This is a genomic window from Flaviaestuariibacter amylovorans (assembly GCF_039541815.1).
In the GTDB taxonomy this organism is placed as follows: Bacteria; Bacteroidota; Bacteroidia; order Chitinophagales; family Chitinophagaceae; genus Flavisolibacter; species Flavisolibacter amylovorans.
In genome coordinates this window covers 899,577-910,960 of the sequence record NZ_BAABGY010000007.1, presented here as the reverse complement: position 1 = coordinate 910,960, position 11,384 = coordinate 899,577, and the positions used below count along the sequence as shown (strand labels likewise).

14 protein-coding genes and 3 tRNA genes are annotated in these 11,384 nt (G+C 57.1%); 11 read left to right on the top strand and 6 right to left on the bottom strand.

The window, feature by feature from the left end; translation table 11 throughout:
• The first annotated feature begins 304 nt into the window (after positions 1-304).
• Positions 305-877 (top strand): Crp/Fnr family transcriptional regulator, encoded by a 573-nt coding sequence (locus tag ABD937_RS12455; protein WP_345256311.1) that lies wholly within the window; start codon positions 305-307, stop codon positions 875-877.
• 384 nt (positions 878-1,261) lie between these two features.
• Here ABD937_RS12455 and ABD937_RS12450 read toward each other — a convergent pair whose 3' ends face one another.
• A complete protein-coding gene (locus tag ABD937_RS12450; protein WP_345256064.1) occupies positions 1,262-1,750 on the bottom strand; it encodes an Lrp/AsnC family transcriptional regulator in 489 nt (162 codons plus the stop codon).
• Between the two features lie 158 nt (positions 1,751-1,908).
• On the opposite strand from ABD937_RS12450, the gene ABD937_RS12445 reads away from it, so the two are divergent.
• From ABD937_RS12445 to ABD937_RS12435, 3 genes are all read left to right on the top strand, one after another.
• Complete coding sequence (locus ABD937_RS12445) at positions 1,909-2,505, top strand: HD domain-containing protein (protein WP_345256062.1); 597 nt, start codon at positions 1,909-1,911, stop codon at positions 2,503-2,505.
• 136 nt (positions 2,506-2,641) lie between these two features.
• On the top strand, positions 2,642-2,884 hold the full coding sequence (locus ABD937_RS12440) for a hypothetical protein (RefSeq protein WP_345256061.1): 243 nt from the start codon (positions 2,642-2,644) through the stop codon (positions 2,882-2,884).
• Positions 2,874-3,263 (top strand): hypothetical protein, encoded by a 390-nt coding sequence (locus ABD937_RS12435; protein ID WP_345256060.1) that lies wholly within the window; start codon positions 2,874-2,876, stop codon positions 3,261-3,263. The genes ABD937_RS12440 and ABD937_RS12435 overlap by 11 nt, the downstream gene beginning before the upstream one ends.
• Before the next feature lie 143 nt (positions 3,264-3,406).
• Here ABD937_RS12435 and ABD937_RS12430 read toward each other — a convergent pair whose 3' ends face one another.
• The 3 genes from ABD937_RS12430 to ABD937_RS12420 form a co-directional block, all read right to left on the bottom strand.
• A complete protein-coding gene (locus ABD937_RS12430) occupies positions 3,407-3,886 on the bottom strand; it encodes a glycine zipper domain-containing protein (RefSeq protein WP_345256059.1) in 480 nt (159 codons plus the stop codon).
• A gap of 799 nt (positions 3,887-4,685) precedes the next feature.
• Positions 4,686-4,769 (bottom strand) — tRNA-Leu (locus tag ABD937_RS12425).
• Positions 4,770-4,814: 45 nt separating this feature from the next.
• Entirely contained in the window at positions 4,815-5,966 is a 1,152-nt protein-coding gene (locus ABD937_RS12420) for a sensor histidine kinase (RefSeq protein ID WP_345256058.1), read from the bottom strand.
• A gap of 60 nt (positions 5,967-6,026) precedes the next feature.
• Between ABD937_RS12420 and ABD937_RS12415 the strand changes: the two genes are divergently transcribed.
• From ABD937_RS12415 to ABD937_RS12390, 6 genes are all read left to right on the top strand, one after another.
• Complete coding sequence (locus tag ABD937_RS12415) at positions 6,027-7,055, top strand: glycosyltransferase family 2 protein (protein WP_345256057.1); 1,029 nt, start codon at positions 6,027-6,029, stop codon at positions 7,053-7,055.
• A gap of 314 nt (positions 7,056-7,369) precedes the next feature.
• A complete protein-coding gene (locus ABD937_RS12410) occupies positions 7,370-7,594 on the top strand; it encodes a hypothetical protein (protein ID WP_345256056.1) in 225 nt (74 codons plus the stop codon).
• A gap of 111 nt (positions 7,595-7,705) precedes the next feature.
• A tRNA-Gly gene (locus tag ABD937_RS12405) sits at positions 7,706-7,781 on the top strand.
• 70 nt (positions 7,782-7,851) lie between these two features.
• Positions 7,852-7,937 (top strand) — tRNA-Leu (locus ABD937_RS12400).
• A gap of 88 nt (positions 7,938-8,025) precedes the next feature.
• Positions 8,026-8,661 carry a pyridoxamine 5'-phosphate oxidase family protein gene (locus ABD937_RS12395; protein WP_345256054.1) on the top strand — a complete coding sequence of 212 codons (636 nt, stop codon included), beginning with the start codon at positions 8,026-8,028 and terminating at the stop codon, positions 8,659-8,661.
• 246 nt (positions 8,662-8,907) lie between these two features.
• The gene (locus ABD937_RS12390; RefSeq protein ID WP_345256052.1) at positions 8,908-9,129 is read left to right on the top strand and encodes a hypothetical protein; all 222 of its coding nucleotides are present in this window, start codon (positions 8,908-8,910) and stop codon (positions 9,127-9,129) included.
• A 9-nt stretch (positions 9,130-9,138) separates the two neighbouring features.
• Here the strand turns inward: ABD937_RS12390 and ABD937_RS12385 are convergent, their stop codons facing one another.
• Both ABD937_RS12385 and ABD937_RS12380 read right to left on the bottom strand, forming a co-directional pair.
• A complete protein-coding gene (locus tag ABD937_RS12385; RefSeq protein ID WP_345256051.1) occupies positions 9,139-9,348 on the bottom strand; it encodes a hypothetical protein in 210 nt (69 codons plus the stop codon).
• Between the two features lie 43 nt (positions 9,349-9,391).
• The gene (locus tag ABD937_RS12380) at positions 9,392-10,228 is read right to left on the bottom strand and encodes a hypothetical protein (RefSeq protein ID WP_345256050.1); all 837 of its coding nucleotides are present in this window, start codon (positions 10,226-10,228) and stop codon (positions 9,392-9,394) included.
• 102 nt (positions 10,229-10,330) lie between these two features.
• On the opposite strand from ABD937_RS12380, the gene ABD937_RS12375 reads away from it, so the two are divergent.
• Positions 10,331-11,380 (top strand): DUF3667 domain-containing protein, encoded by a 1,050-nt coding sequence (locus ABD937_RS12375; RefSeq protein ID WP_345256048.1) that lies wholly within the window; start codon positions 10,331-10,333, stop codon positions 11,378-11,380.
• The last annotated feature ends 4 nt before the right edge of the window (positions 11,381-11,384 follow it).

Sequence of the window (11,384 nt, the reverse complement as noted above, 5' to 3'; positions counted from 1 at the left end):
AAGGGCAGAGCCGTAGGGGGCGGTGGCTGAGCTTACGTGCGTGTCTCTGCCGGCGCCGGCAGCCCGCATTTCTACAAACCTAGGGACGGTTCGGAAAACAGGTGGGCGGGCGACCAGCAGGACAAGCCGTCGGGAGCAAGGAGGCGGGCTGCAGCCTGCGCTGCCGGACGATCGGTGCCGGGTCGGTGTTTCTGGCCTATATTCGGTGCGCGTCGTTTTTTGAACCGTCCGCTAAAGTTCTTCTTTTGTGACAAAACCTTCCAGGCAATCCGCGACTCCGGACGAAGCTTTTGCTTTGCTGCGGATGCTTGGTGCCGTTGCTCCGGTCAATAAAGCGTTGGCGAGCTTCGTGCTGAAGAGCTCCTTTCCCGTTTCGTTGGCAAAAGGAAAACTGTTGTTGAAAGCCGGCGATACCTGCACGCATATCTATTTTATCCGGAAAGGCGTGTTGCGTGGCTATATCCGGGACGGCCAGACCGACACCACAACCTGGATCACCACCGAGCACCAGATGGCCGCTTCGATCAGCAGCTTTGTACGGCAAGAGCCGGCACCCGATTACATACAGGCGCTGGAGGATTGCGAGCTCCTCGCCATTGCCTATACCGATATGGAGGCTGCCTACGTCCGGTTTCCCACGTTCAATCTGATCGCGCGCAAGATCTACGAAACCTACTATGTGGATGCGGAAAACCGCGCCCTTCTCGTGCGGCTCAAGAGCGCCGATGCGAAGTATGCCAACCTCCTGCGCACCCAGCCCGAACTGGCCAACCGCGTCTCTCTCAAATACATCGCCTCTTACCTGGACATCACCCTCGAGACCCTGAGCCGGGTGCGGCGGCGACTGGCGCAACCGCCGCTCTCCGACCCGTTATAAGGCCCGCGTGCTGCCGGGACCGCTCGTCGCGCGTGCGTCGCGCAAGGGCAGCGAAGAAGCGGTGCCCTCCGGCAGGCGAAGTGCACAGGGAGGCTGAAGGGAAAGCAGCACTTTAGCCTGGAGCTGATGGACCAGTTGGCCCGGACGGCTGTGTCCGGCAAATACCATGACCTGGTGATCTCGGCGGGTTATTATTTCCGGTTTTAAACGGGAGCCGCGGCCTGCTCCGTCCTGCTTGATGGACCTGGCGCGACGGCACGTCGGCGCTCCCAAAGCTTCGGGAGCGCCGACGTGCATGGAGGCCGCTTGCGGCCGACTATTTCCCTGTTTTCTGCGGCTCATGTAAATCAAACAGCCTCTGAGCGCGATCGCTTCCATGGCATCCTATAACGGAACGCTTATATCGTGCTTGATCGTATCGAGCACGATGATGCTTTGCAGCTTGGCAATATTGGGTACCTCGCCCAGCTGCTCCACGAAAAAGCGACGGTATTGTGCCATGTCGCGCACGATCACTTTGATCATGAAGTCGTGTTCGCCACCGATGGTATAGCATTCGACTATTTCCGGGAAAGCGGTGATCCTGCTGATGAAGGCCGCGCCAAGTTGGGTTGAATGTTCCTTCAGGTTTATGTTTACATAGAACAGGATGAACTGCTCAAGTTTGCTCCTGTCTACGATCGCCGCATAATGGCTGATGACACCGGCGGTTTCAAGGCGCTTGATCCGGTCATGAACCGGGGTTGCCGACAGGTTCACCTTTGCGGCAAGCTCCCTGACGGTCCATTTACCATTTTGCTGGAGGAGCTTCAAGAGCTGGATATCCGTCTTGTCGAGGGTAATCTGATCGTTGGGTGCTTGTTCTTTTTTCATAAGCGGAAGGGCTCCGGAAAGTGCTATCGTCTTGTTTGAATGATGAGAAAATGGCTGTTTGTTCTTTTTTGTGTGCAGGTGTCAGAACAGGGGTGATATCGGGTAAGTTACGGATAAATGCTGCGTCCGCCGGCACTCCAACTTACTAAAAGCACGTTATGTTACCGATTGAAACCGATCACATCCATGGATTCATTTACGAAGTAGGACAGTTGCGATTCGAGACCAGGCATGGCTGGCTGCGCCTGTTGCGCCCCTACGATAATGTGGCGGAGTATACGTTCCGAACTTCGGTGATTGCCTACGTACTTGCCCTGATGGAAGGGTACCCGCACCCCGAGCAGGTCGTTACGATGGCCGTTTTTCATGACCTGTACGAAGTGCGCACCGGGGATACCGATCCGTACCAGAAGCGCTACCTCCGGATAGATGAAGAGAAGGCAATCCGGGAACAGGTGGGCGCGCTCTCCTTTATTGGGGAAAAGATACAGGCGATCTGGACGGAGCTGCATCATCAGGAAACGCAGGCAGCAAAGATCGCCAAGGATGCCGATCTGCTCGAATGTGCGTACAGTGCCAGCGAGCTTGCCTGGAAAGGGATACCCGAAGCGAAGAAATGGCTCCCGCCCTTAGCAGAAAGGCTGCAAACCGAATCCGCAAAGACATTGATCGGGACGGTACTTGACGTAAGCCCTACTCGCTGGTGGGAGCACCTAAGTAGCCTGGTGTGCGGTGATCGGGGAGGGGGCCGGTAGCAGGCGGGCCAGCGTGCGCGTCTCCGGAATTAGAAAGCTACAGTTCGTCCGGGCCTTCGCACGGGAGCGTGCATGCACCAATCCTTTCCGGCCACTGTGCAAGCTGCGCCACCCTTGCCGACTCCATTCCCGGGCTTTGGCAAGCATCAGCCCGCTGTTCCAGGATTCGTACCGCTATTTTAATATGAACGTCGAAGACGCAGCCTTCGACCGTCTGAACCCACGTTCACTGATCGTGGCGGTGCCGGGTCCACGCAACGGAATTATGAAAGAAAAGAAGGCGACGATTGAAACTGACGCTCCGATGGAAATGTGCCTGATGCGATCGCCGTGCCGTCAGGGCATTCACCAGCTACCCGGCAACGCCGTTGAATATTAATCCCGACATCCCCAACTCACCTTCGGGTATCCGGAGAAATGGTTTCCTGCAAAGAGGTGGAGGTAGGCTGCTATCCGTGTTGGAAAGCAACGTCTGTATTGATGTTTCGGACAATGGAAGCGGGTTTGACCCGAAGTGCACGGAAGCGATCTTCCGGATTCCTGAAAAGCTCCATTTCATTGAGGATTATCCCGGCACTGGTATCTGCCTCGCCACGGTAAGAAAGATCATGCGTCGTTATGGATGGTTTTTGCTGGCCGCCGCTGCCGCTGGCGTAGGGCTACTTTCCGGCTTTCTTTCCCGGACCGCGGGAGATTACCGGGCGGCGCAGTGGGAACCGGCGCGTTGGTATTTGATGGATGAAAACAAAGGCTCTTAGCTACCGGGGCAACGGGGTTGCCACCGATCGTTAAGAGCCTTCGAAGAGGATACCGTAATTGTACGGGAGTCGATTAGCCGGATGCATTCATTGAGCCGGCAGGGTAGGATTCGTCAGGGTAGTTCGGACGAATCCGCATCGGGTCAATTTCTTCCGTCTTTTTTGTCCTGGGCATTTCCGATCACGGCGCCGGTGCCGGCTCCCAAGAGTCCGCCCACAACGGCACCTGCTACACGGTTCTTTTTATTGATGATCGCACCGCCTGCCGCTCCGGCTACGCCGCCGATGATCGCTCCTTTGGCGGTACTGCTGATTCCTCTTTTAGCAGGAGTTCCCGTGGTGCCTGTGCCGCTGCCGTTACTGGCGCCGGTGCTGCCGGTTGCTGCGGCCGCCGGCCTGGGACTGGACACATAACGCACCTGCTGCGGGGCTACCGGCTTTTTCCCGGTAGTCTGCGCGGTTGAATCGAGCTCGCTTAGGTTCATGGAGGCTCTTGCTTGCGCAAGCTGATAGGCAGAAAGACCGGTCGTGTCGGGGATCTGGGTCTGCGCCGGCGCGGTCGGATTGGAATTGCAGGCAGAGAGGGTCATAAAGGCGCAAAGCGCCAGGGTAATTTGCTTCATAAATTGTCGGGGGAGATTAAGAGGGGATGAGGGTAGGATACTCAATAGATGGGAATACCGTGCCACGAATGATCCATTCCACCGGTAATCCATATTAATGGCCGATTGTGCATAAGTAAGTGCTTCCCCCGGTTACCGGAGGGATTTAAATAATCATTGCGACTTACCGGATTGCTATCATCCATGAAATTGAATGTGCGCGTCCGTCTTCACCTGCATCGGCGGATGATCGATCCTTCCGTGAAATTATTTGGCGGCGGGCGCTTCTTCCGGTACCACTGGATGTTATCGATTGTTTCCCTCAAGGCTTCCCTGCTGTTCTCGTTTACGAAAAAGCGGTTCACAGACTTACTGCTGGTGTCGATCACGATCGGTTGCGACACGGGTGTGGTAATAGAGTGCAGGGGATGCATTTCACCTGCGGCCTGCCGTCTCCGTTACCTTGTTGCGGAGGGTAAAACAACCCGGCTTGGACCTAATTAAATTCCGGCAATTGATCGACGGACAGGGGAAGACCCGGTTGGAGCCGGACATCGATCCCGCTCACGGCAGCATCCACTTCATGCGCCGGCCGATCGTCAAAAGGTTGGATCGCGCTACCAACTACAAATCATTTCGTTTATGCTGAAAGAAAAGGAGCTGGCGGTGCCTGGCCATGGCGCCGTGCCGTTCTCGTTACCGGCTGCCTTCTTCGCCGATCCTTCGGCTCCCGGATCGTATCGGGGTATTCCCGCGTCAGAAAAAATGACGGTCAGGCACAAAAAAAGGGGATACATCTCTGTATCCCCTTCGTTCATCGTGCCCAAGACTGGATTCGAACCAGCACACCGTTACCGGCGCTACCACCTCAAGGTAGTGCGTCTACCAATTTCGCCACCTGGGCATCGTTTGTAAGAACTGTTTTCCCGTTTCGGGAGTGCAAATATAATCACTTCTTCAATACAATGCGAAAAGTTGTTCCTTTTTGCGGCTCAGAATTTTTTACGAAGAGGGTACCGCGGTGGTATTGCTCCACGATCCGCTTCGAGAGTGAAAGCCCGAGGCCCCAGCCGCGCTTCTTCGTGGTGAAGCCCGGCTTGAACACCTTGGCGATATTGGCCTTGCTGATGCCCTTGCCGCTGTCAGTCACGTCGATCTGCACCGCACTGTCCGTCTCCTGGATATCGACAGCGATGCTGCCTGTGCCGTCCATCGCGTCGAGCGCATTCTTGAGGAGGTTCTCGATCACCCAGTCGAACAACGGGCCGGAGAGCGGCGCCACGATCGATTCCCGTCCATGCGTCTCGAGCGAGAAGCGCACCTTGCCCGAAGCCCGCTTCCGCACGTAGTCCATCATTTGCCGTACCTGATCCACCACGTCGCGGGGCTCCAGTTTCGGCGTGGAGCCGATCTTGCCGAAGCGGTCCGACACCAGCCGCAGCCGGCTCACGTCTTTTTCCAGCTCGGCAACGAAGGGCTCATGGCCGTGGGTTTCCTTCAGCAGCTCGATCCAGCCTTCGAGCGACGACACCGGCGTGCCGAGCTGGTGGGCCGTTTCCTTGGCCATGCCTGCCCACACCTGGTTCTGCGTGGAGCGGTAGGAGGAGCGGAGGGAGAGGAGAGTGAGGGTGATGAAGAGACCCACGATCACGAGCTGCACCATCGGATAGTAGCGCACCTCGGATAGCAGGCGGCTGTTGCCGAAGTAATATTTATTAATACGCGTCGAGTCGAAAGGGTCGAAGTAGGTGATGGGCGCGCGGGCCTTACGGAAGGAGCGGAGCTGCTCCTGCAGGTAACCCGATGTCTTGTCCTCGGCCTGTGCCGAGTCGAGGTTTTTATAGCCGAAGACGGAGTCGCGCTCGTTGGTCCAGATGATCGGGATGTCGTCGTTGTCCTGCGTGATCTTGAAGGCGAGGCGGGTATCCGTGTTGGTCGGGCTCAGCAGGGCATTGCTAGCCTCTACCCATTGCTCCACTTTCTGCCGTTCCTCGCGCTCGATCTTGGCCGCCAGATAGGAGGAGTACCAGATGGTGCCGCTGACGATCAGGATGGCGACCAGTGCCAGCAGCGAGCGCACGTTGAGCAGAGAGCGGATCATGCCGCCGAAATTAGGAAAACGGCCCCGGACCCTTATTTTTGGGCAAATTTTTCTCCCGCCTTGACTGCTGCGCCCCTTGTTGCGATCGTGATCCTGAACTGGAACGGGAAACATTACCTGGAGCAATTCCTGCCCTCGGTGCTGGCCACGCAATACGCTAATTATAAAGTGGTCGTGGCCGACAACGCCTCTTCCGACGACTCGCTCGCCTTCCTGCGTGCCCGGTACCCGCAGGTGGAGCTCGTGGTGCTCCCGCAGAACTACGGCTTTGCCCGCGGCTACAACGAGGCCCTCCGCCAGGTGACCGCCGATTATTACGTGCTCCTCAACTCCGACGTGGAGGTAACACCCGGCTGGGTAACGCCCATCATCCGGCTGCTCGAGAGCGATGCGCGCGCCGCGGCCTGCCAGCCCAAGCTGCTCGCCTTTCACCACAAGCACCTGTTCGAATATGCCGGTGGCGCCGGGGGCTGGCTCGACCACTTCGGCTACCCCTTCTCGCGGGGCCGCATCTTCGACGTGTGCGAGGAAGACAGCGGGCAGTTCGAGGAAACGCAGGAAGTGTTCTGGGCCAGTGGGGCGGCGCTCTTCATCAAGGCTTCTATCTTCCACGAGCTCTCCGGCTTCGATGATTTCTTTTTTGCACACCAGGAAGAAATTGACCTGTGCTGGCGCCTGCAGCGTGCGGGCTACCGGGTGTATTGCTGCCCGGAGTCGGTGGTGTACCACGTGGGTGGCGGCACGCTGCCGAAAGGCAACTCGCGCAAGACCTTTCTCAACTTCCGCAACAACCACATCATGCTGGCCAAGAACCTGCCGGCAGGAGAAAAGTGGTGGAAGATCCCGTACCGCCTGCTGCTCGACCAGGTAGCTGCGTTCAAAGGCGCGCTTGGCGGCGACAGCGGCTATTTTGTGGCCATCAACCGCGCGCACATCGCCTACTATAAATGGCTCTTCTCCAAACGAAAGAAGGACGGACTGCCCAAGCCGCCACTGCGCCGGCTTGCCGGGGTATACCCGGGCAACCTGATCTGGGAGCATTTTGTGAAAGGAAAGAAGTCGTTCCGTGAGATCGTAAAGAGGAAGTAGTGCGAAGTTGTCTTGACTGGCACCCTTGTTTCTATAGTTTGCAATCGAGCCTGGCGTGATCCTTTATACAGGTTTGTACGGTGAAGTTTCCCGTACGATCAGCATGTCCTGCGACGGCTTACGGCCGCCGTTATTGCTTCGCTGCGCTCGCAATGACCTGGTTGCAGAACACCGTGCGCATGTGTCGCATATACCGCTGCCGGAATGGACAACCGAAGACATCAAAACAACCGGCAAACTTTTTTCCACATTGCCGATTTTTTCCTTGGTGATTACAGTACGCCCCCCTTATTTTTGCACCACAATTTTTGCACATGGATCATCAGCAAGAATATCAGGAAGAACTGCAGAAGGTACAGGATCGTGACTTCACCCACAGCTGGGTTTCGTCGTCGGCCTTCCTGTTCTATCTCTCTGTTTTCTGCCTGCTTGCTTTCTTCTTCGGTAGCTGCTATAAACTGTATACGAAGCGGTACGAAAAGAACCGCATCGAGGCCGTGCAGACGCCGAGCACGCAGTATACCCCGCAGTATAAGTAAGGCCCCGCCGCCAAAAAAAATCTAAAAAAGTTTTGGCGGTAAAAAAGAAAAGCCCTTATATTTGCAACCCGAAGTTCTTAACAAATTCAGTGATAACAAACTGATAATCAAGCGGAAGTAGCTCATTTGGTAGAGCACGACCTTGCCAAGGTCGGGGTGGCCGGTTCGAGCCCGGTCTTCCGCTCCAGACAAAAAGCCCGCTCGCAAGAGCGGGCTTTTTTATGCTCGGCACAACGGGCTCCAACGATGTGCCGGAGGCCCCGGTGGTGAAACTGGTAGACACGCCGGACTTAAAATCCTGTTCTCCGCAAGGGGAGTGCCGGTTCGATTCCGGCCCGGGGCACGCACCAAGCACAACGCCTTAACTCAAAAAGTTAAGGCTTCTTTTTGCCCAACCGGCAACAGGGCGATCCGCGCTACCTTTAGTGCCTATGGCCCCCGATGATTTCCAGAACGTAATCACCACCGCCGACGAGCTCCGAGCCCTCGTGGGCACCCCCAGCGAACTCGTGCAACATAAGGCGATCACGCACCTCGACGCGCACTGCACCGATTTCATCGGCCGCTCCCCACTGCTCTTCATTTCCTCCGCCGATGCCTCGGGCCGCTGCGACGTGTCGCCGCGCGGCGATGCACCCGGCTTCGTACAGGTGTTATCCCCGCAACGCCTCCTCATCCCCGAGCGGCCGGGCAACAAGCGCCTCGATACGCTCCGCAATATCCTGGAGCACCCGGGCGTCGGGCTCGTGTTCCTGATCCCCGGGCTCGGAGAGGCGCTGCGGGTAAACGGCACGGCCAAGCTGGTGCGCGATGAAGCCTTGCTGCGGCGCATGGAGGCGCAGGGAAAGGTTCCGCTGCTTGCGATCACCGTGGAGGTGGAGGAGTGCTACCTGCATTGCGGAAAGGCCTTTAAGCGCGCACAGCTCTGGTCGCCGGAAAGCTGGCCCGATCCTGCCACCTTGCCCCGGGCAGCCGCCATCCTGAGCGATCATGCAAGCACCGTCCGGATGACGGAGCCGGAGGTAGCGCTGCTGCTGCAGGAAAGCTATACGAAGCGCCTGTACTGAGCGGCCCCGTATTCCTGCAAGGCAGGTCCGGTTGCGTGGTGTGCCGTGTCGCTTCCAGCGCTTTTTGCTGGCAGGGACCACCATCATGCTGAACCCGGCCGTCGCGGAACCTTCTTCCCTCGTTGCCAGGCGGTCTCCCGCTCGCCCGGGTCGCCTTTTCCCCCGGGGGCACGACTTATTAAGAAGATAAGAATTTAATAATGTGTAAGTGCCTGTTTCTTTTGAACTGGCGCGCGTTGCCGCGATGTGGAAGAATTTTACCGTCCGTTTGCATGCGATCCTGCACAAGTTTTTCTTAGTTTCGTCGCCCGCGCCACCATGAAAGATCTAAACAAAAAAACGCCCCCGACCGCAGCCCCGCAGATCATGATCGTGCCAGCTGAAATGCGCGCCCATCCTGCATTGCTACGCCTCAAGGAAAAGCTGAAGTCCGACCTCGCGCGGAAAGACGGTCGACTGCCTGCCTGAGCCTTTTCCTCATCCGGTACCGGCACCCTGCTTGCGCAGGAGCCGGCCCAATACCACCATCTTCCGCCCGTCTTCCAGCTGCACCAGCATTGAGCCGTTGCGTCCACGGATGCACTTGCCGTCGGCGCGCCGCACAGCCGTGCATAGCGCGCCCTTCAGGGCCGGGTCGGTATGCCGGTCGCCGAGATACCGGTAGGTTGGATATTCCGTGTTCCTCATTGAAAAAGAAGAACCGCCTCGTCGGCGGTTCGTTAAGATCCGGTCAGGCGCCGGTAGTGTATTGATATTCCACTTTACCGGCAAGCCGCTTGTTGCGGTCGAACAGGGCCTCGCGCACTTTAAGCCCGCGGTTGTCGTATTGATAGCGCCAGATGCTGTAGTTGGAGTTGTTGGCCGGCACCGTGATGCGCTGGATCACCTGGCCCGCGTCGGAATACTCGAACATGTATTCGGGCAACAGTCGCTTTGCCCGCTCGTTGAAGCGAACGATATCCGTCAGGAAACCCTTGTCGTTGTAATAATAGTACACCACGTCCGCCGGCGCGCCCGCCCGCTGGCTCTGCTCCTCAGCCACCTGGCCGCGCTCGTCGAGCTTGAAGGTGACCACCGTGGTATCGGTACCGTTCTTGATGCGCAGCATGCGGCTCACATTTCCGTTGCTATACGTCCATTGGTGCTCCTCGGTCTGCCGGAAGCGCCCGCTCGAGTCGGTCGATACACTGAAGACGCGCTCGAGTTGCCCGTCTTTATTAAAAGTATAGTCCGTGGTGCTCACGTTCGCGCTATTGGTATCGACGGTGCGCACCACGCGCCCCTGCGCGTCGGTCCAGGAATGCAGCACGGAGGGGTCGGCGTCGCCGATCTGCGTGCTCGTGCTCAGGTGGCGTTCGGTAAGGTTGAACGATTGGTCTACGCGAAGTTCCTCGCTCTTGTTGCCGTCGGCGTTGTAGCTGGTGAGCGTAACTGCCGTAACGCGGTTGTCGAGGAAACGCTTCATCTGCTCGTTGGTCTCGCGGGTGCCCACAATGTCCTTGTAATAATATTGCGCAAAAGCGGTGGGCGCGGAGGACAGGAGCAAGATGGAGAGCAGGAATTTCATCCGGATGTTGTTTGTTCCCAAAAATACACCTTGCTTTGCGAAGGCTTCTCTAACGAACTGTTGAAGCCCTTTCATTATCCTTATTTTTAAGAAAAAATTGACGTGTCTCACCAACCCGAACGTGCCGAGAAAGACTGCCTCAATTGCGGATCCCTCGTGCACGGCCGATTCTGCCACCAGTGCGGGCAGGAGAACATCGTGACCCACCAGAATTTCTTCTCGCTCGTCCAGCATTTCATCTTCGACCTGTTCCACTTCGACGGCAAGTTTTTCGACACGGTCCGCTACCTGCTCTTTAAGCCGGGTTTTGTACCGAAAGAATATGTCGCCGGCAAGCGAATGAGCTACCTGGACCCGATCCGGATGTACCTCTTTACCTCCGCCCTGTTCTTTCTCGTCTTCTTCGCCATCAGCAAGATCGATCTGGGTAGCCAGGACCCTACGACGCGGGCGTTATCGAAGGCCGAACGCTATGAGGTGGCAGCAGGTCTGAACCCTCCGAAAGACAGTTTTCAGGTGCATGCCCTTGCGCGGGTGCTCGATACCACGCGGTTGCTGTACATCGACGACGCGCGGCATCCGGATTCGGTGGTCACCCTGCATGGACAGAAGTATTACCTGGAGCCTGACGAGCCGGTGGATACGAGCAAGAAGGAACCCGATGAGGATGATTCCTGGCTGGAACGTACCATAGAGAGTCGCTTTACGCAGCTGGAGAAACGCGAGGACGATAACGCAGGAACGACCCAGCAACTGGTATTCGACGGCTTCATGCACCGGCTTCCCTACCTGCTGTTCGTATCGCTGCCCTTCTTTGCACTGTTGCTGAAGCTGCTGTATGTCCGAAGAAAGATGTTCTACAGCGACCATATGGTGTTCACCCTGTACCACTACATTTTCAGCTTCCTGATGCTCCTGTTCGTCATCGGCTTCCGGAAGCTGAAGGCACTGAGCGGCTGGGACATCTTCGACTGGATCAACCTGGGGCTGCTGCTGTATAGCATTATCTATCTCTATAAAGGGATGCGCCGCTTTTATGGCCAGCGCCGCGCCAGGACCTTGGGCAAATTCGTATTGCTCAACATCCTGGCCTCATTCATCGTGATCCTGCTGCTCTTCACCTTCCTGCTCATCACCGCCGCTCAACTCTGACCTT